The organism is Pseudomonas sp. (assembly GCF_050739935.1).
Lineage (GTDB): Bacteria > Pseudomonadota > Gammaproteobacteria > Pseudomonadales > Pseudomonadaceae > Aquipseudomonas.
The window spans coordinates 1-16643 of the sequence record NZ_JBOICF010000093.1 but is presented as its reverse complement, the minus strand read 5'-3'; the positions used below and the strand labels follow the sequence as shown (position 1 = coordinate 16643).

Genomic DNA, 16643 nt, shown 5'->3' with positions numbered 1-16643 from the left:
TTTGGGATACCATTTAAGGCGTTTGGTATCCCAAATATAGACATTGTGATTTTCAGTGCAAGGATTTTTTGCGGGAAAATGACTGAACGGACGCGGCGATGCCGCTGCAAACCCCCGAAGACATTGAGCCAGAGCGTTACATGACGCGCACGCGTAGATAATTTTTTGATTCGCCGGGATAATCGCCGCCAGATGGACTTGCAGCTAGCGAAGATTTCCGGGATACCGATAGGGAGGCACTGATGGCCGAAAACAATAATCTGGTGAACATCAACGAAGCCGCTTACGCCGCGTTGCGCGAGCGCATCACCAGCGGTGAACTGGTGCCGGGCGCTCCGCTCTCCGAACGGGCGTTGTGCGAGGAGTTGGAGGTGTCGCGCACGCCATTGCGCGAGGCGATCAAGATGCTGGCGCGTGAAGGGCTGGTGGAAATATCCGCTACCCGCCGCGCGCGGGTGGCCAGTGTCAGTCTTGAGGAGGCTGCCAACATGCTGACCTTGCTGGCGGCGCTGGAGGGTCTTTCAGGGGAACAGGCTTGTCAGAAGATCTCGGCGGCCGACATCGCCGAACTCGAGGCCCTGCAGGTGGCGATGCGTGTATCCCATGAGCAGAGCGACCTGAGCAGTTACTTCAAGCTCAACCAACAGATCCACTTGAAAATTCTGCAGGTGGCCGACAACCGGGTGCTGTCGGAGATGTTCAACAACCTCAACGCCCGCTTGCGCTACGTTCGCCGCCGCCTCAACCCCACGCCGGGCCGGTGGCAACAGGCGGTCAACGAGCACGATCAAATGCTGACTTACCTGAAAAAGGGCGAAAGCAAAAAACTGCGGGTTCTGATGGAAGATCACCTGCGCAACAAAATCGACGTGTTCCTGGCAACCATGCTGGAACACGGGATTGTGAGCGTGCAGCGCTCGGCGTAAGGACTGCGTATCGGGTTGCTGCCTACAGGACGATTACAAGCAGGTAGCGACCATCGCTCCACGCTGCTCGATCACCTTCGCACCCGGCTTGGCGTAGAAGCTGATCGCGGTGGACTCGCCCTTGCCGGTGACGTCGGCAAAGTATTCGCCTTCGGTGGTGTAGACAGTGAATTCACCAGGCTTGTCCTGCTGCATGAACACATCGGCGACATCACCGAACAGCTGCACGTTACCCCAACTCACCTTGATGCATTCGGCGACCACAGCGGCCGGCTTCTGGCTGGAATAGACCTGCGCCGGCCCTGCCGAACGCGTCTGATTCAAGCTCATGCAACCCGCCAGCATCGCCAGCGCTATAGCTCCCGCCCAGTGTTTCATGACAGTCCTTTCGATAAAAAAGGAGCGATCTTACCAGCAAGGTCCGGGAATGCCCTACCCTCATGACGCCTGGCGCCAAACCTTTATCCGGCCTGGCATCAGTCAGATCTGATCAGTCGTCCAGCGCTGCCGGCGGGGCTGCCGGGGCGCTCTTGCCTGCTTTGCCGGGTTTTCCCGGCTTACTACCTTGCGCTGTGGATTTGGGTTCTTCCGGGGGCGTATCCGGTTTAGCGGCGGCCGCCTCTTTTTCAGCCATCGGCATCTGATCGATGGTGCTGAAAATCTCCTTGGGGTCAATGGCGCCCTTGTGGTCGATTTTCTTCTCGCCGTCCTTGCCGACCAGGATCACTTGGGCCTGATCTTTATCCAGCACAGAGAGTTTCAACTCTCTGATCAGCGCCATCGTCGACTGAGCATCCATGTCCTTGCCATTACGCTGCCCGGCCAGAGCAACGATGGTATACAGCACCATGTTGCGCTTGGCGAACTCGTCTTTGTTGGCCGGTTCGTCGAGGCTTTTCTTCAGCTTCACCAGCGTCGGATCCACTGAACTGGAGGCAATGATGATCAAAGGACGAGACCTGCCACGCTCCTGAGCCAGTGGAGTATCCCCATCGGCTGCCAGCAAGAGGCCGGCGACAGCCAATAGAACGGCAAGGGTCAGTGACCGACTAAACATACGCACCTCCTTTCGATTTCCATGCACTCATGATCGCGCATCACGGCAAAAGGTCCAGGCGATGGACTGAAAAATCGGATTTTTTTCAGCCTAGGGTGTTGCAGAACTCGCAGGGCAAGAACGAAGGAACAGGAGGCATGGGCCTGAAACGGAGAGACGAAGCGGGGAGAAATCGCAGACAACAAAAAAGGGCGAGTCTTTCGACTCGCCCTTTTCATCACCGCCCAGCAGAGCGGATTTTGTTTGGTAGGCGCGATTGGACTCGAACCAACGACCCCCACCATGTCAAGGTGGTGCTCTAACCAACTGAGCTACGTGCCTGCTGTGGGTCGGCATTCTACGGATATTCGATTGTGTGTCAACGTCTTTTTTCACACTAACCCTATGAATATGCGAATTATTTGCAGCGTCCGTGGCGGAACGCTGCGCCGTTGTGGCTCAAGCAAATACCGCTGGTCGCCGTCACGGCACTATGTTGGAAAACAAGCGGCCAAACAGAACAGGACTTAAGACATGGAGATCACCTGATGAACAGATCATTTGCGGCACTGGCGCTGGGGTGTGCCCTGGCATGTGGCTCGGTTGCAGCGTTCGCTGGCGCAACGTCACCGTCTGTCGGCCCCCCGCCTTCTCAGACAGGTGAAGACCCGAGCAGGCAAGGGATGGATCCGGGAAGACAAGGCACCGATATGGATCCGGCCAATGGCACCAACGGGATTCGTAGCGGCATGGGTACCGGCTCGATGAGTAACGGAACTGGCGGCAGCAACAATGTCGACCTCCCTGGTGGCACATCAACTGGTAGCGGTTCTACCGGCAACGATTCCAAAGGCTCATCAGGCGGTTCCTCGAGTGCTGGCGGCGCCGGGGGCTGACTCAAGCTGCCCTACGCGATAACAACAAAGAGGCGCCCGATCGGCGCCTTTTTTGTGGCCGCGAAACCGGCAGCGCTGGCGTATTATCACACCGCTGTTATGTAACATCGGTAAAAAGGGGGGATGGTCGTCAGTCCTGCCCTGTCGGTTTCTGGGGAATATGAATGTGGGAATGAAAAAATCAGCACTGGAGCTCAAGCGCGAACTCAACGCGATTGCCGGGAATCTCGAACGGACCGCCGGCGAGATCAGCCGCTTGGCCGAACGTATCAAGGATGTCGACGTGGTCGCGGTACTGCACTTGATGAATCAGCAGTACAAGGATGCTGACCGGCTGCGTGCCTATGCCGATGAGATCAAGGCGGGCCGGATTACCCGTGCCAAGGCTGAGTGAGCGACACGCAACTTCATTGAGTTGACGCGCCAGACGCAAAAAGGGCGGCCCTCTCGGATCGCCCTTTTCGTTACCGCCCAGCAGAGCGGATTTTGTCTGGTAGGCGCGATTGGACTCGAACCAACGACCCCCACCATGTCAAGGTGGTGCTCTAACCAACTGAGCTACGTGCCTGCTGTGGGCCGGCATTCTACTTATATTCAACACCGTGTCAATGAACTATTTTTATAACCCGCTGAAAATTCTGACCTTTTCAGAGCGAGTCAGGTCAGGTGGCACATATATAAGACACTAACCCCAACAATCCCGCTGGTGGCGGCTTTTTATCTCGGGTAGGATCGGCCCATTCGTAAAAGATATTAAACAGGGGCAACAGGATGACGAACACCGCATACCCACAGTCTTACTACGCCGCCTCAGCCAATCCCGCCCCCGCTCGTCCGGCGCTGCAAGGCGAGGTCGAGACTGACGTATGCGTCATCGGTGCTGGTTACACCGGCCTGTCCAGTGCGCTGTTCCTGTTGGAAAACGGTTTCAAGGTGACAGTCCTGGAGGCCGCAAAAGTCGGCTTCGGCGCATCGGGACGCAATGGTGGGCAGATCGTCAACAGCTACAGCCGCGACATCGATGTCATTGAGCGCACAGTCGGCCCCAAACAAGCGCAACTGATGGGCCAGATGGCCTTCGAAGGCGCCCGCATCATCCGCGAACGCGTGGCCAGATACCAGATTCAGTGCGACCTGAAAGACGGCGGCGTCTTTGCCGCACTGACGCCCAAACAGATGGGCCATCTTGAATCGCAGAAAAAGCTCTGGGAGCGTTACGGCCATACCCAGCTGGAACTGATGGATCAGCGCCGCATTCGTGAAATGGTCGCTTGCGATCAATACATCGGCGGCATGCTGGACATGAGCGGCGGCCATATTCATCCACTGAACCTGGCACTCGGTGAAGCAGCCGCCGTGGAATCGCTCGGTGGCGTGATCTACGAGCAATCCGCCGCGATCAAAATCGAGCGTGGCGCCAGCCCCGTGGTGCGTACGGCGCAGGGTAAGGTTCGAGCGAAGTTCATCATCGTCGCTGGCAACGCTTACCTCGGCAACCTGGTGCCTGAGCTGGCGGCCAAATCGATGCCCTGCGGTACTCAGGTGATCGCCACCGAGCCGTTGAGCGAAGAACTCGCCAGCGCCTTGTTGCCGCAGGATTACTGCGTCGAAGACTGCAACTATCTACTGGATTACTACCGTCTCTGCGGCGACAAGCGTTTGATCTTCGGCGGTGGCGTGGTTTACGGCGCACGCGATCCGGCAAATATCGAGGCCATCATCCGTCCGAAGATGCTCAAGGCCTTCCCGCAATTGAAGGACGTGAAGATCGACTACGCGTGGACCGGCAATTTCCTGCTGACTTTGTCACGCTTGCCACAGGTCGGCCGATTGGGCGACAACATCTATTATTCCCAGGGCTGCAGCGGCCATGGTGTGACCTACACCCACCTGGCGGGCAAGGTACTGGCCGAAGCGCTGCGGGGACAGGCCGAGCGATTCGACGCCTTCGCCGGACTGCCGCACTACCCGTTCCCCGGCGGACAACTGCTGCGCACCCCTCTGACAGCAATGGGTGCCTGGTACTACAGCTTGCGGGACAGATTGGGGTTTTGACCGTAGCGGCACACGCCGATCATCGGCGCCGCTTGTAGGCTGGGTCTCAACGCGCGTTATTGAGCGCCTTCACAGCCTCGCCCGCTGCCTGCTCCTGACCTGCCTGGGCGAGATCGTTGGCGGCCTTGAGCCAGCGCTCGCGGTCGACAGGCGAAGGAAGCTGTCGCGGACTCTGTACCAGAAGCGCCCAGTTGCCAGCACTGTTCCAGTCCGAGGTGAACTCTTCGAAACTCACGGTCAAACGCCCAAGCCCGGTGTAGATCAGCACGCTGCGCTTGTTCTGGTTGAAGCCAACCAGCACGCCATAACGCTGCTCTTTCCACCACAAGGAACCGTCGTTGAATCGGACCAACACCGGGTAACCTGCGGAAACCTGGGCCAGAAGGTCAGGGAACTGATGATCGACCGGATACACCACAAACCCGTATTCACGGGCCAGACTTGCCATGTTCTGATCGAGCTTGTCTTCAGCGCCCGGCAGTTTCAGCGGCTTTTCCAGCAGCCCTGGCGTGGTCTGCACGCCATGCACGCTCAACATACTGGCCAGCGCGAACGGGCCGCTCTGATAAGCCTGGCCACGGAAAAACGGCACCGAGTTGATCTCGACCCGATCCGGCAGGCGCTTGTATTGCGCAGGGTAACCAGGCTTGTAGGCATGCGGATCCGCGCAACCTGCAAGGCTCAGAGCCATTGCCAGCGCCCACCACTTCCCTTTGCTTGCAGAGACTTGCGATCGAGACATTCTTCACTCACTTGTCAGGTGCCGGGACAACCTGCGCCCGGCCTGGATGCCGATCATAGAGCGGCCAACGGCTGGGGTATAGCGTCAAAGCGTAGTGAGCAGCGCTGGATAGAACTAATCGGTCACAGATTCATACCATCGGTCAACTTTCAGCAACAACCGGCGTACTAGACTGTCGGTTACTAAGAGAGCGAAAAAGTGCAGAGCCGGAGGAAGACATGAGCCTCGGAATGACCATTGTGATGTTGATCGCTGCCTGGCTGGCAGTTGCTGCCGCCATGTTGTGGGGGGTGATGCGGATTTCCCGTCGCCATCATCCGCACTATCGCAACACCGAAGCAGCGAAACCCGCGCCGCGGACCGAGCGCAAGCATCGTCATGCCACTGCGCACTGACGCAGCCTTTTAAACATCCGCAGTAACGTTTCAAACACGCAGTAAACGGCAAAACGGTCGGTGATGGAGTTCCCATCCCGACCGTTTTCATATCTGCGATTTCGTCAGCTCTTCTGTCCCTGCGCCTCCGTTTCCAGCTTTCGCTGCCTGGCGCGGCGGACCAGCATGTTCAAGACTTCGATCAGCGCCGAGAACGCCATTGCCGTGTAGACATAACCTTTTGGCACGTGGGCACCAAAGCCTTCGGCAATCAGGGTCATACCGATCATGATCAAAAAGCCCAGCGCCAGCATGACCACCGTCGGGTTGTCGTTGATGAATTTGGCCAGAGGTTCGGACGCCACCAGCATCACGATCACAGCAGTGATCACAGCGATGACCATGATCGGCAAGTGCTCGGTCATGCCCACGGCGGTGACGATACTGTCGATGGAAAACACCAGGTCCAGCATCAGAATTTGCCCGATCGCAGCGGCCATGCCCATGACCACTGTCCTGGAAACCGCCGCTTCCTGTTCGGTCTTGATGTCCATGCTGTGATGTATCTCGGTGGTCGCCTTCCACACCAGAAACAGGCCACCGGCAATCAGAATCATGTCTTTCCAGGAGAACGCCTGGCCAAATACGTCGACGACAGGCTCGGTCAGCTGGACGATCCAGGCCACCGTGCTCAACAGGCCCAGACGCAAGATCAGCGCCATGCTTATACCAAGGCGTCGCGCCTTGGTGCGCTGATGCACCGGCAATTTGTTGGTCAGGATCGAGATGAAGATCAGGTTATCGATACCCAGGACGATTTCCATGACAACCAGGGTCGCAAGGGCAATCCACGCCGTAGGACTTACAGCCAGTTCTAAAAGATATTCCATATGCCGGTATCCAGTGAGTCGTTTTTGAAGAAACAAGGCGGCATTCTAAGGACGGAAACACTTCAGTAAAATTCGTATTTGTCAGGCGTATACTTCGGTTTTTACGAACTGTCACTGACAAGGCCGAATCATGCTCAATTACCGTCAGCTGCATTATTTCTGGGTCGTGGCCAAGACCGGCAGCATCGTCCGTGCCTGCGAACAATTGAACCTCACGCCTCAAACCATCAGTGGTCAGCTTAGCCTGCTGGAGCAGACCTATGGCGTCGAGCTGTTCAAGCGCGTCGGGCGCCAGCTGGAGCTGACCGAGACGGGCCGCATCGCCCTGCCCTACGCCGAGCAGATGTTTCAACTGGGAGGAGAGCTCGAAGCGCTGCTGCGCGCCCAGCCAGATGAACAACAGATTCTGTTTCGGGTCGGTGTCGCCGACGTGGTGCCCAAATCCATCGTTTATCGCCTGATCGCGCCGACCATGGCGTTGAGTGAGCCGATCCGCATCAGTTGTCGCGAAGACCAGCTTGAGCGCCTACTGGCCGATCTCGCGATTCAGCGCCTGGACCTGGTGATTTCCGACAGCCCCATGCCGTCGCATCTAGACATCAAGGGCTACAGCCAAAAGCTGGGCGAATGTGGCGTCAGCTTTTTCGCCACTGCGGCACTGGCCGCGACCTACGGACAGAACTTTCCCCAGGGCATGCAAGGCGCGCCGTTGCTGATTCCCGGACAGCAGACCGTAGTACGCAGTCGTCTCATGCGCTGGTTCGCCGAGCAGAATGTGCAGCCGAAGATCGTCGGTGAGTTCGATGACAGCGCGTTGATGAAGGCTTTCGGCAAATCCGGCAGCGGGATATTCATCGCGCCGAGCGTGATTGCCGATGAGGTGATGGAGCAGTACGACGTCGAGTTGATCGGCCAGACCGACGCCGTAACCGAGTCGTTTTATGCGATCTCGGTCGAGCGCAAGGTCAAGCATCCAGGCATCGTCGCCATTACCGAAGGCGCGCGACGCCAGTTGTTCACCGATTAGACATTGCAGCCTGTGGGGCTTGGTTTGACGGCCATCAGCAGCAACGCGAGCAGGATCGACAGCAGAATGATCGCGGCAGCGGCGAAGCCCAGATTGCCCAGGCCCAGATGATCGATCACCCGACCGCCAACGATCGCGCCGATGCCGATTCCGAGGTTGGCTCCGGCAATGTTCAACGAAGCGGCGAACGCCGGTGCCTGGGGCGCGGCTTTCATCAGCCGCACGTGGCTGACCAGGAACAACGCCGCCTGAGTCACGCCCCACACCGCCAACGCCAAGGCCAGCGCTGGCCGCGACTGCATGCTCGGCACCACCATCACCATCCCGCCGATCATAAAGGTGCAGAACGTCAGGCTGGCGATCAGCGGATGACGATCGACCAGTCGCCCTCCCAGCGAATTACCCAGCAGACCGACGGCGCCGAAGCCCATCAGACACCAGCCCACCACCGTGCCGTTGAAACCGGCCAGGCGTTCGAGCATGTCTGCCAGATAGGTGTAGGCCGTGAACATACCGCTGAACACCAGTACCGACAGCAGCACATGGCCTTGCATCATCGGACTGCGCAGGATGCGGAACTGACTTCGGAACGAGGCCTGATCCTTGTGTAGGCTTGTTGGCAGGTAAATGAGCAGCAGCAAAGCCTTGGCGAACGCCACGACCGAGAGAATCACGAAGGCCGTGCGCCAACCAAACCCGTCGGAAATCAAGGTGCCTACCGGAATACCGAACACCGTGGCGCAGACGATGCCGAAGCCGATCTTGGCGATCGCCCGGCCCGCATGATCGGGTCCGACGATATCGACCGCCGTTTCACTGGCCAGCGCCCAGAACACTGGCAGGCCGAGCGCAGGAATGAGCCGGGCGACGGCCATCACCCAGATATTCGGCGCCATGGCCGCGACGGCGTTGGCTACGCCGAACATGATCAGCACCGAGATGAACAGGCGCTTGCGCTCGAAACGCGAGAAATATGCGGTCAGAAACGGACCAAAGCAGGCGACAGTGAAGGCGAACAGGGTTACCAGCAGGCCTGCTTGCGGGGTGGTGACAGCCAGATCACGGGCGATGGCAGGCAACAGGCCGACAATGACGAACTCTGTCGTCAGTACCGTGAATCCGGCAGCCGACAACAGATAGATGGGGAAGAACATGAAATCTCCAAAACGACGAAATGACCAGTCCTTGCGGAGTGGTCAATCGGGATGACATAGAGCGAAGCGCGAATGGTAACAGACAACCGCGCCTGAATCGTTCGACCGGCACGTAAAAACAGCGCCGCCGCCTGAAAAGCATCAGGCGGCGGCTTTTGATCAGACCTTCAATGAGTCGGCACGTGGTCTATCAGTAGCTGCCCATGTAATCACGCTTGCCGACTTCCACGCCATTGTGGCGCAGCAGGTCATAAGCGGTGGTGACGTGGAAAAAGAATTGCGGCAGCGAGTAGTGCAGCAGGTAGGTCTGGGTGCTCAGACGTTTCTCCTTGTCGGTGCCCGGACGCAGCACGATTTCGCGCTCTTCATTGCCGTTGACTTGCTCCGGAGTGATGGTGTCGAGGAACGTCAGCACCTTGGTCAGCAGCGCCTGCAGGTCGGCGAAGGTGGTTTCGGTGTCTTCGTATTTCGGCGGTTCGATGCCAGACAGACGCGCGCCGGCACCTTTGGCGAAATCGACTGCGATCTGCACCTGACGGACCAGTTGAAACATGTCGGGGAACAAGCGCGCTTGCAACAGGGCGTCAGGCTGGATGTTTTTGGCGGCGGCGTGGGCTTCGCCCTTGGCCAGAACACCGCTCAATGCGTTTAGCAGTTGTTTGAAGACTGGAATGGAAGCGGCGTACAGGGAAATAGTCATGGCAGTTCCTGATGGTCTGAATTGCATTGATGGGCATGCCGTGCATGCGAACGCGGCTTGTGTTTTACCTCATCGAGCCCATACCCTCATAGCCTTTTCAACACTTAGGGAATAGGCCATGTCCACCGAGCTGGATTCCGATAAAAGTGCCGACGATGCCGAAAGCGCAGACGCCCTGCGGTTGAACAGCACTGAAGTACGCATTCTGGGCTGTCTGATCGAAAAGCAGGCGACCAACCCTGAAACCTATCCCCTGACCCTCAACGCACTGGTGCTGGCCTGCAACCAGAAGACCAGCCGCGATCCAGTCATGAACCTCACCCCTGGCCAAGTCGGGCAAAGCCTGCGTGCGCTGGAAAGCCTGCAACTGACACGCCTGGTCATGGGTAGCCGGGCCGATCGCTGGGAACATCGGGTCGACAAGGCACTGGAACTGGTGCCTGCGCAGGTGATCCTGACCGGCCTTCTGCTGCTGCGCGGGCCGCAGACGGTCAACGAACTGCTGACCCGCAGCAATCGCATGCATGACTTCGAAGATACCGACGCGGTGGTCCATCAGCTGGAACGTCTGATCGGACGCGGCCTGGCGGTACTGATCCCGAAACAGGCGGGCCAGCGCGAAGATCGTTACATGCACGCCTTGGGTGATCCGGCGGATATGGAAGCCATTATCGCCGCGCGGCACATCCCGACGGAACGTTCGAGCGGTACTAGCTCGGCACTGGTGGAACGGGTTGACGAACTGGAAGCACGACTCGCGGCGCTGGAAGAACGGCTGGCGAAGCTGGAGGGGTGAAATCCGACGCAGAGGTCAACCGGTGAACGAATTCATTCGCGATAGGCCGGGGCAGTCAATGCACTTCTGTCGTCTGCCCTATTTTTCGCGAATGAATTCCCTTCCACCGGTAGGGCCCCCTGAGGCGCATGAAGCATGTATTTAAAACCTGCTTATGCGTTACAAGCCCTCATGCTCGCGCAAATGCTGCCGCGGCCTGATACTGCTCCTCGCTCGGGGTCACGCCGGTATAAAGAATGAACTGCTCCAGCGCCTGGATCGCCGCAACCTGATCCCCGGTGATCAAACGCTTGCCCAATTGCTCCGCATGGACGATGAATGGCGTTCGGGCGGGGGTCGCAACGACATCGAACGCGGTGTCGGCGGCTTCAATGGCGGCAGCTTCGAACGCCAGAGTATTGGCCTGGTCTCCCGCCATTCCCAGCGGAGTGACATTGACCAGCAACGGCGGGCGCTCGCTACCCAGCTCCGCCTGCCATTCGAAGCCGCAGGTCTTCGCCAGCGCTCTTCCCGCCTGCTCGTTACGCGCCACTATCAGCCCGTCGCTGAACCCGGCGTCGCGCATGGCACAAGCCACAGCCTTGGCCATGCCGCCGCTGCCACGCAAGGCAAAGCGAGTGCGCGGTACGGCGTGGGTGTCGAGCAGTTGTACAACGGCGATGTAATCGGTGTTGTAGGCCTTCAGATGCCCGTCGATATTGACGATGGTGTTGATTGACTGGATGGCGGCGGCCGATGGGTCCATCTCATCTATCAGCGCGATACTCGCTTCCTTGAACGGCATCGACACGCCACAGCCACGAATTCCCAGCGAACGCATACCGCCAATGGCGGCGGGAAGATCATTGGGAGAGAAGGCTTTGTAATAGAAGTTGAGCCCTAGCAATTGATACAGGTAATTATGAAAGCGTACGCCGAAGTTACCGGGACGTCCGGCGAGGGACATGCATAACAGCGTTTCCTTGCTTGCAGTAACGGACATGAAATCTCCTGAACGGTATTGGGTAACGCCTTGAGAACGGCGTAGAATTCAGTCGCTTGCGGCGTTAACCGGCGCGATTGTAAACAATGTTGTCGAATACCTTACACAAAATTTACGCAACGACTTCGCAGTTTTTCTGAAAGTCGCTGTCTGATCAGTTATCCCGTGGCAGTGCCTGAGCGTAACGCAGGCTCGCGACAACGGGACTGAACACCGAGGAACAGTCATGATTCGTCACATCCCCAAGGTTGCCTTGTTGTTAGGTGCCCTCGCCCTCGCAGGCCAGGCTGAAGCCCATGGCGGCGGACCAGGCTGGGGTGGAGCGGCAGTAATCGGTGCAGTCGTAGGCGGCGTGGTTGGCGCGGCCGTGGCCTCCGGTCCCGTCTACGCGGCCCCGGCTCCAGTGTATGTAGCGCCAGCGCCGGTGTATTACGCACCGCCGCCGCCACCGGTTTATTACCAGCCGGCATATGTGGTTGAACGCCCGGTCGTGTACGGCCCGCGCTATTACGGCCCACCACGTTACTACGGCCCACCGCCTGGCCATTATCATGGCGGTGGCCGTTGGTAACGGCAGGCTTCTGAACTCAGGGCTGCCGATCGCTTATCGGCAACCCTTCAAATATATCGACCCCGCTGACAGGCGGGGTCGTCGTTTTTGGGCTTATGGTTTTTCCGTGCCAGGCAGCCATTGATGGGCCGGCTAGACCACGTCGTCGACAGCCCGGTCAAGCCTGCGGGCCATTCTCCCGTCAGCGAGTGAATTTTCTGAAGTGCTCAATGCTGCGTTGTGTGACACGACACTGGATTTGCGTTATTCCAACGACCAAAAGGCTGACCTGTCGCTCATCAATGACGACTATCGAGAGCGGTGATTTCTGCTGACGGCAATCGCGCCGTAGAGTAGCCCCATGGATTGACGGAGGCACTTATGACCAAGCTTCAAATCATGTCGGTGGTGGGCAGTGCAGTCCTGGCGCAACTTCGCGAGCGTGGTCTGCTAGCGTGCTGGTATCTGATGCACAACGGTGAGCCGGTGAGTGGTCCTCTGTCATCGTTGCCAGCGGCGCAAGCGCTGTCGCAGCAGTTGGAATCGCGAAAGCTCAACAGCTGAGCCCTTATTCGTTCTTCGTTGAATCGTACGTTACTCCGCACTTCCCTTAACCCGCATCCCCTGATGCGGGCTTTTTTTGAGCGGGATGGTGGGTATATGTTTTTCAGTCGCCCACGCGGGACCTGCGGCGTACCGGGATTGAGTTGATCATTCCCACGCTTAGCAGAGGAACCTTTCGCGTTCAGTGAGGCTTGACCGGGGTGTCCAGTGCACTCCAAGCGGAACGTGGGAGCGATCAGTGCGCGAATTGGCAGATCAACGCGAAACCTATGGACTCTGAACCTACCGCGCGAATAACAAAAAAAACCCGCGCAACGCGCGGGCAAAGTAAACGAGTCCTCAAAGGGCTATGTTCGTTCACGAACCATCAATAAACCTTTCTTGAATCGCTGCACGAACAACGCAACATGAAAGCCCCGCGCGAGCGCCGCCGCCTGGATTTCAAAGCTGCGAGCGGTACGGCTGAACTCGCCAGCAACGTCGCCAGCGCCTTCCTCATCAACCTCCACTTCATCTTTTCTGGTACGACGCGGTGTGTGCCTGCGGCTGAGCGAAGAAGCCATGAGCGAGTCCTCGACAAATGACCGGGAATAATCGACCGCGCTCCTGTGAGCGCGCTTGAGGTTCGGCGATCAGTCAGAGGGAGCGGTCACCCTCAGGCGTTTCGCCCTGTGCCAACCCCGAACCCAAGTCAGCCCCGGTCTTCGGATCCGCGGACAAGTCGGATTTGGTGCGTTCTTTCATCATCGTCAGCGTGACCGAGTCGTCTTCGCTCAAGGTGACAGAAGCTGTGCCGTCACCACCGTCTACCGCCGGGTGAGGATTTTCGACGTATTCGAACTCTTCGCCACTGTTCCACGGCCCACGCACATTCGGCTCGCCATTGGACATGGAGAAATAAGTCCGGGTGAACTCCGGCATGCCCGGAAGTTTGCCTTGCGGAAAGTTCGGTTGGATCGAATGCAGCGCTTTTTCAAACGACTTCTGGTGCGCGATTTCCCGGGTCATCAGAAAACCCAGCGCCTCCTTGATGCCTGGATCGGTGGTGACATTTATCAAACGCTCATAAACGATCTTCGCCCGGGCTTCAGCGGCGATGTTAGAGCGAAAGTCGGCGGTCGGCTCACCGATGGTATCGATATAAGCAGCTGTCCACGGAACGCCTGCCGAATTGACCAGCGGTGCACCGCCGCCATAAAGCAGGCTGGTGATGTGCGAGTCGTTACCCGCGCCATTGATCTCGCGGTACAACTCACCTTCTGCCTGAACGCCCTCGGCCAGCTTGCCCTTGCCGCCCTTATTCAGCATGACGATGATCGAGCCGATGATTTCCAGGTGGCTCAACTCTTCGGTAGCGATATCCAGCAGCAGATCCTTGCGACCTGGATCCTCTTCAGCAAGCGCCTGGGTGAAATAGCGAGTTGCGGCCGCCAGCTCGCCCTGGGCCCCGCCGAATTGCTCAAGAAGTAAATTAGCCAGACCCGGATTAGGCTCAGCCACACGAACGGTGTATTGAAGACGTTTGTTGTGAAGAAACATGGTGTATCTCCCAATCAGGCTATTACTGTGTTTGACGAAAGACCGGGGCGTTATATGAATAATCGCCAACTTCTGAATTCGCCTATCGGAGCTATCTTGCTCATAACATGGGATGCAGGCGCAGCGGTGTAATTCGCCGTAATCGCGAAAGTTGCGACAAAAGGAGCCGATTACGCCGATTAGGAATAATGCGCACTAACCGACCAGCGGAGCTAAATAAACCAATCAATTCGATTAGTGGTTATTCATAGCGTTTGGGTGTTAACGAAATGAAGGATGCCCAAGACGGGGGCGCGTTCGTAAAAGAACGCGTCATCGCCGAAATGGCGTTTCCATGCTCTCTTCTGAAACGGTTTGGGCTTGGTCTGCTCTGCCGCTGCATCGCAGGCGCGACGGCCGAGGACGTACCCCAGGAAATAAATTGATACACCTTCACAACAAATTAATTCAGCTGCTAACGTGTGGCGCCACTGCGAATGTATCGATAACCGACAATTCCCAAGGAAAACCATGTTCGAATTCATCTTTCTGGCTTTGCTCATTGGCATCGGCGGCACGGCGTTGCTTGACCTATGGGCGCAATTACTCAAGGCCGCTCTGGGTTTGCCAACGCCGCCATGGCATCTTGTGGGTCGCTGGTTCGCCGGGATGCGCAATGGCCAGTTCGTCCACCGCGGCGGCATCGCCAACTCCCCCGAAATCCCCAACGAGCTGAAGATCGGCTGGACCATGCATTACGTAGTCGGCATCGTCTTCGCCGCGGTCTTGTTGTTGATCTGGGGTGTGCAATGGGCGCACTTCCCGACGTTCCTTCCGGCACTGGTGGTGGGGCTGGTCACGGTCGGCGCGGGCTGGTTCATTCTGCAACCAGGGATGGGCGTGGGCATTGCCTGCAACAAAGCGCCGAATCCGGCCGTGGCGCGTCTGCAAAATGTCATCGGCCATGTGGTATTCGCCATTGGCATGTACGGCACCGCGCTGCTGGTGGGCTGAACCGCGTGCGCACTGCCTGCCGGTTACGCTGAACCTCTGGACGAACCACCGGCTCTGAGTGTTCAGGGCCGTAACGGCTGATCATTGCTCAAAACGGAGACTCTCATGACCCAGACCGCATTGGTCGTCGGCGCCAGTGGCATCGTCGGCAGCGCAATCACTGAACTGCTGCTGGAGAACGGCTGGCAGGTCGCCGCCCTCTCTCGCCATCCTTCCCAGACTGCCGGGGTCATTCCGGTTGCTGCGGATCTGCAGGACCCTGCCTCGGTAACGCAGGCGCTCGATGGCTTGAAACCGACTCACGTGTTCATCACCACCTGGTCCCGGCAGGCCACCGAAGCCGAGAATATCAAGGTCAACGCAGCCATGGTGCGCAACGTGCTGGATGCGCTGAGTCCGGCGAGAAGCATACAGCACGTCGCGCTGGTCACTGGCCTCAAGCATTACCTCGGCCCGTTCGAAGCCTATGGCAAGGGCTCGCTGCCACAGACGCCGTTCCGCGAAGAACAAGGTCGTCTGGACATCGAGAATTTCTACTACGCCCAGGAAGACGAAGTGTTTGCGGCAGCAGAACGCGACGGCTTCACCTGGAGCGTGCATCGCCCGCACACGGTCACCGGGGTTGCCGTGGGCAACGCAATGAACATGGCGACGACGCTCGCGGTGTACGCCACTATCTGCAAAGCCACGGGCCGACCGTTCGTGTTCCCCGGCTCGCGCGTGCAGTGGGACAGCCTCACCGACATGACCGACGCGCGGCAGTTGGCTAAACAGCAGCTGTGGGCTGCGACGACTCCAGCCGCGGCGAATCAAGCATTCAATATCACCAATGGCGACGTATTCCGCTGGAAATGGATGTGGGGGCGAATCGCCGAGTATTTCGGTCTGCACCCGGCGGCCTATCCGCCGAGCCTTTCCCCCCTCGAAACGCAGATGGCGGATGACCAGAAGTCGTGGGATGAGATCGTTCGCGAGCAAGGCTTGAAAGAGGCCGATATCAACCGCCTGATCTCGCCATGGCACACCGACGCCGACCTCGGACGACCAATTGAAGTGGTAACGGACATGTCGAAAAGCCGCGCGCTGGGCTTCAAGGAGTTTCAGGCCAGCGATCAGGCGTTTTTCGACGTGTTCGATGAGCTGCGGGCGCGCAAGCTGATTCCGTAACAGCCAGCCGGTTCCACTCCTGGCTGGCTTATGACGAGAGACACCTGACGCCGCTGGATTGGCGCCGGAATGTGCCTGTAACAGTCCAGCTTGCCAGCGGTGCCGAATACGCCATCGCCGGCAAGCCGGACTGCTTGCATGTTGTCTCGGTGCCAGGGAGAAGTACCAAGGCTAATACAAGCGCCACGTACCTGTAGGAGCCGGCTTGCTGGCGAACGCGATATATCGGTCAAAATCTACAGTACCTGACAC

19 protein-coding genes and 2 tRNA genes are annotated in these 16643 nt (G+C 58.1%); 10 read left to right on the top strand and 11 right to left on the bottom strand.

Annotated elements, in window-relative coordinates; genetic code table 11:
* Positions 1-242 precede the first annotated feature (242 nt).
* On the top strand, positions 243-926 hold the full coding sequence (locus ACRER8_RS18720) for a GntR family transcriptional regulator (RefSeq protein WP_431747696.1): 684 nt from the start codon (positions 243-245) through the stop codon (positions 924-926).
* 33 nt (positions 927-959) lie between these two features.
* Here the strand turns inward: ACRER8_RS18720 and ACRER8_RS18715 are convergent, their stop codons facing one another.
* The 3 genes from ACRER8_RS18715 to ACRER8_RS18705 form a co-directional block, all read right to left on the bottom strand.
* A complete protein-coding gene (locus ACRER8_RS18715; RefSeq protein ID WP_431747695.1) occupies positions 960-1304 on the bottom strand; it encodes a 2-oxoacid ferredoxin oxidoreductase in 345 nt (114 codons plus the stop codon).
* A gap of 112 nt (positions 1305-1416) precedes the next feature.
* Positions 1417-1983, bottom strand: a complete 567-nt coding sequence (locus ACRER8_RS18710) for a DUF4174 domain-containing protein (protein WP_431747694.1) — start codon at positions 1981-1983, stop codon at positions 1417-1419.
* 244 nt (positions 1984-2227) lie between these two features.
* Positions 2228-2304 (bottom strand) — tRNA-Val (locus ACRER8_RS18705).
* Between the two features lie 726 nt (positions 2305-3030).
* Here ACRER8_RS18705 and ACRER8_RS18700 point away from each other — a divergent pair.
* Positions 3031-3252: a hypothetical protein gene (locus ACRER8_RS18700; RefSeq protein ID WP_431747693.1), complete on the top strand. Its 222-nt coding sequence runs from the start codon at positions 3031-3033 to the stop codon at positions 3250-3252.
* Positions 3253-3349: 97 nt separating this feature from the next.
* On the opposite strand, the gene ACRER8_RS18695 is transcribed toward ACRER8_RS18700, so the two are convergent.
* A tRNA-Val gene (locus ACRER8_RS18695) sits at positions 3350-3426 on the bottom strand.
* 203 nt (positions 3427-3629) lie between these two features.
* Here ACRER8_RS18695 and ACRER8_RS18690 point away from each other — a divergent pair.
* Complete coding sequence (locus ACRER8_RS18690) at positions 3630-4913, top strand: NAD(P)/FAD-dependent oxidoreductase (protein WP_431747692.1); 1284 nt, start codon at positions 3630-3632, stop codon at positions 4911-4913.
* A 46-nt stretch (positions 4914-4959) separates the two neighbouring features.
* Here the strand turns inward: ACRER8_RS18690 and ACRER8_RS18685 are convergent, their stop codons facing one another.
* Positions 4960-5655, bottom strand: coding sequence for a cysteine peptidase family C39 domain-containing protein (locus tag ACRER8_RS18685; protein WP_431747691.1), 696 nt, complete (start codon positions 5653-5655; stop codon positions 4960-4962).
* Between the two features lie 218 nt (positions 5656-5873).
* Here ACRER8_RS18685 and ACRER8_RS18680 point away from each other — a divergent pair, with 218 nt between their 5' ends.
* Complete coding sequence (locus tag ACRER8_RS18680; protein ID WP_431747690.1) at positions 5874-6050, top strand: hypothetical protein; 177 nt, start codon at positions 5874-5876, stop codon at positions 6048-6050.
* 104 nt (positions 6051-6154) lie between these two features.
* On the opposite strand, the gene ACRER8_RS18675 is transcribed toward ACRER8_RS18680, so the two are convergent.
* Positions 6155-6919, bottom strand: coding sequence for a TerC family protein (locus ACRER8_RS18675; protein ID WP_431747689.1), 765 nt, complete (start codon positions 6917-6919; stop codon positions 6155-6157).
* 130 nt (positions 6920-7049) lie between these two features.
* On the opposite strand from ACRER8_RS18675, the gene nhaR reads away from it, so the two are divergent.
* Entirely contained in the window at positions 7050-7946 is an 897-nt protein-coding gene (nhaR, locus tag ACRER8_RS18670) for a transcriptional activator NhaR (protein ID WP_431747688.1), read from the top strand.
* Here nhaR and ACRER8_RS18665 read toward each other — a convergent pair.
* Both ACRER8_RS18665 and ACRER8_RS18660 read right to left on the bottom strand, forming a co-directional pair.
* On the bottom strand, positions 7943-9100 hold the full coding sequence (locus tag ACRER8_RS18665; RefSeq protein WP_431747687.1) for an MFS transporter: 1158 nt from the start codon (positions 9098-9100) through the stop codon (positions 7943-7945). The genes nhaR and ACRER8_RS18665 overlap by 4 nt on opposite strands.
* 190 nt (positions 9101-9290) lie before the next feature.
* Entirely contained in the window at positions 9291-9800 is a 510-nt protein-coding gene (locus tag ACRER8_RS18660) for a DUF1993 domain-containing protein (RefSeq protein ID WP_431747686.1), read from the bottom strand.
* Between the two features lie 118 nt (positions 9801-9918).
* Here ACRER8_RS18660 and ACRER8_RS18655 point away from each other — a divergent pair, with 118 nt between their 5' ends.
* The gene (locus ACRER8_RS18655) at positions 9919-10596 is read left to right on the top strand and encodes a YceH family protein (RefSeq protein WP_431747685.1); all 678 of its coding nucleotides are present in this window, start codon (positions 9919-9921) and stop codon (positions 10594-10596) included.
* A 169-nt stretch (positions 10597-10765) separates the two neighbouring features.
* On the opposite strand, the gene ACRER8_RS18650 is transcribed toward ACRER8_RS18655, so the two are convergent.
* Positions 10766-11578: a shikimate 5-dehydrogenase gene (locus tag ACRER8_RS18650; protein WP_431747684.1), complete on the bottom strand. Its 813-nt coding sequence runs from the start codon at positions 11576-11578 to the stop codon at positions 10766-10768.
* A 226-nt stretch (positions 11579-11804) separates the two neighbouring features.
* Between ACRER8_RS18650 and ACRER8_RS18645 the strand changes: the two genes are divergently transcribed.
* Both ACRER8_RS18645 and ACRER8_RS18640 read left to right on the top strand, forming a co-directional pair.
* The gene (locus tag ACRER8_RS18645; RefSeq protein ID WP_431747683.1) at positions 11805-12149 is read left to right on the top strand and encodes a hypothetical protein; all 345 of its coding nucleotides are present in this window, start codon (positions 11805-11807) and stop codon (positions 12147-12149) included.
* A 360-nt stretch (positions 12150-12509) separates the two neighbouring features.
* A complete protein-coding gene (locus tag ACRER8_RS18640; RefSeq protein WP_431747682.1) occupies positions 12510-12692 on the top strand; it encodes a hypothetical protein in 183 nt (60 codons plus the stop codon).
* 347 nt (positions 12693-13039) lie between these two features.
* Here ACRER8_RS18640 and ACRER8_RS18635 read toward each other — a convergent pair whose 3' ends face one another.
* Positions 13040-13255, bottom strand: coding sequence for a hypothetical protein (locus ACRER8_RS18635; RefSeq protein ID WP_431747681.1), 216 nt, complete (start codon positions 13253-13255; stop codon positions 13040-13042).
* 73 nt (positions 13256-13328) lie between these two features.
* Positions 13329-14231 (bottom strand): manganese catalase family protein, encoded by a 903-nt coding sequence (locus tag ACRER8_RS18630; RefSeq protein ID WP_431747680.1) that lies wholly within the window; start codon positions 14229-14231, stop codon positions 13329-13331.
* 510 nt (positions 14232-14741) lie between these two features.
* Here ACRER8_RS18630 and ACRER8_RS18625 point away from each other — a divergent pair.
* Both ACRER8_RS18625 and ACRER8_RS18620 read left to right on the top strand, forming a co-directional pair.
* Positions 14742-15224, top strand: coding sequence for a DUF2938 domain-containing protein (locus ACRER8_RS18625; RefSeq protein ID WP_431747679.1), 483 nt, complete (start codon positions 14742-14744; stop codon positions 15222-15224).
* 105 nt (positions 15225-15329) lie between these two features.
* Positions 15330-16391: an SDR family oxidoreductase gene (locus tag ACRER8_RS18620; RefSeq protein ID WP_431747678.1), complete on the top strand. Its 1062-nt coding sequence runs from the start codon at positions 15330-15332 to the stop codon at positions 16389-16391.
* The last annotated feature ends 252 nt before the right edge of the window (positions 16392-16643 follow it).

What these genes read in the sequence shown, in the direction of transcription:
- ACRER8_RS18630 (WP_431747680.1), bottom strand. Translation starts at nt 14,231, where the DNA reads ATGTTTCTTCACAACAAACGTCTTCAATACACCGTTCGTGTGGCTGAG.
- ACRER8_RS18655 (WP_431747685.1), top strand. Translation starts at nt 9,919, where the DNA reads ATGTCCACCGAGCTGGATTCCGATAAAAGTGCCGACGATGCCGAAAGC.
- ACRER8_RS18685 (WP_431747691.1), bottom strand. Translation starts at nt 5,655, where the DNA reads ATGTCTCGATCGCAAGTCTCTGCAAGCAAAGGGAAGTGGTGGGCGCTG.
- ACRER8_RS18675 (WP_431747689.1), bottom strand. Translation starts at nt 6,919, where the DNA reads ATGGAATATCTTTTAGAACTGGCTGTAAGTCCTACGGCGTGGATTGCC.
- ACRER8_RS18640 (WP_431747682.1), top strand. Translation starts at nt 12,510, where the DNA reads ATGACCAAGCTTCAAATCATGTCGGTGGTGGGCAGTGCAGTCCTGGCG.
- ACRER8_RS18680 (WP_431747690.1), top strand. Translation starts at nt 5,874, where the DNA reads ATGAGCCTCGGAATGACCATTGTGATGTTGATCGCTGCCTGGCTGGCA.
- ACRER8_RS18660 (WP_431747686.1), bottom strand. Translation starts at nt 9,800, where the DNA reads ATGACTATTTCCCTGTACGCCGCTTCCATTCCAGTCTTCAAACAACTG.
- ACRER8_RS18620 (WP_431747678.1), top strand. Translation starts at nt 15,330, where the DNA reads ATGACCCAGACCGCATTGGTCGTCGGCGCCAGTGGCATCGTCGGCAGC.
- ACRER8_RS18715 (WP_431747695.1), bottom strand. Translation starts at nt 1,304, where the DNA reads ATGAAACACTGGGCGGGAGCTATAGCGCTGGCGATGCTGGCGGGTTGC.
- ACRER8_RS18625 (WP_431747679.1), top strand. Translation starts at nt 14,742, where the DNA reads ATGTTCGAATTCATCTTTCTGGCTTTGCTCATTGGCATCGGCGGCACG.
- ACRER8_RS18665 (WP_431747687.1), bottom strand. Translation starts at nt 9,100, where the DNA reads ATGTTCTTCCCCATCTATCTGTTGTCGGCTGCCGGATTCACGGTACTG.
- ACRER8_RS18690 (WP_431747692.1), top strand. Translation starts at nt 3,630, where the DNA reads ATGACGAACACCGCATACCCACAGTCTTACTACGCCGCCTCAGCCAAT.
- nhaR (WP_431747688.1), top strand. Translation starts at nt 7,050, where the DNA reads ATGCTCAATTACCGTCAGCTGCATTATTTCTGGGTCGTGGCCAAGACC.
- ACRER8_RS18720 (WP_431747696.1), top strand. Translation starts at nt 243, where the DNA reads ATGGCCGAAAACAATAATCTGGTGAACATCAACGAAGCCGCTTACGCC.
- ACRER8_RS18645 (WP_431747683.1), top strand. Translation starts at nt 11,805, where the DNA reads ATGATTCGTCACATCCCCAAGGTTGCCTTGTTGTTAGGTGCCCTCGCC.
- ACRER8_RS18650 (WP_431747684.1), bottom strand. Translation starts at nt 11,578, where the DNA reads ATGTCCGTTACTGCAAGCAAGGAAACGCTGTTATGCATGTCCCTCGCC.
- ACRER8_RS18700 (WP_431747693.1), top strand. Translation starts at nt 3,031, where the DNA reads ATGAAAAAATCAGCACTGGAGCTCAAGCGCGAACTCAACGCGATTGCC.
- ACRER8_RS18710 (WP_431747694.1), bottom strand. Translation starts at nt 1,983, where the DNA reads ATGTTTAGTCGGTCACTGACCCTTGCCGTTCTATTGGCTGTCGCCGGC.
- ACRER8_RS18635 (WP_431747681.1), bottom strand. Translation starts at nt 13,255, where the DNA reads ATGGCTTCTTCGCTCAGCCGCAGGCACACACCGCGTCGTACCAGAAAA.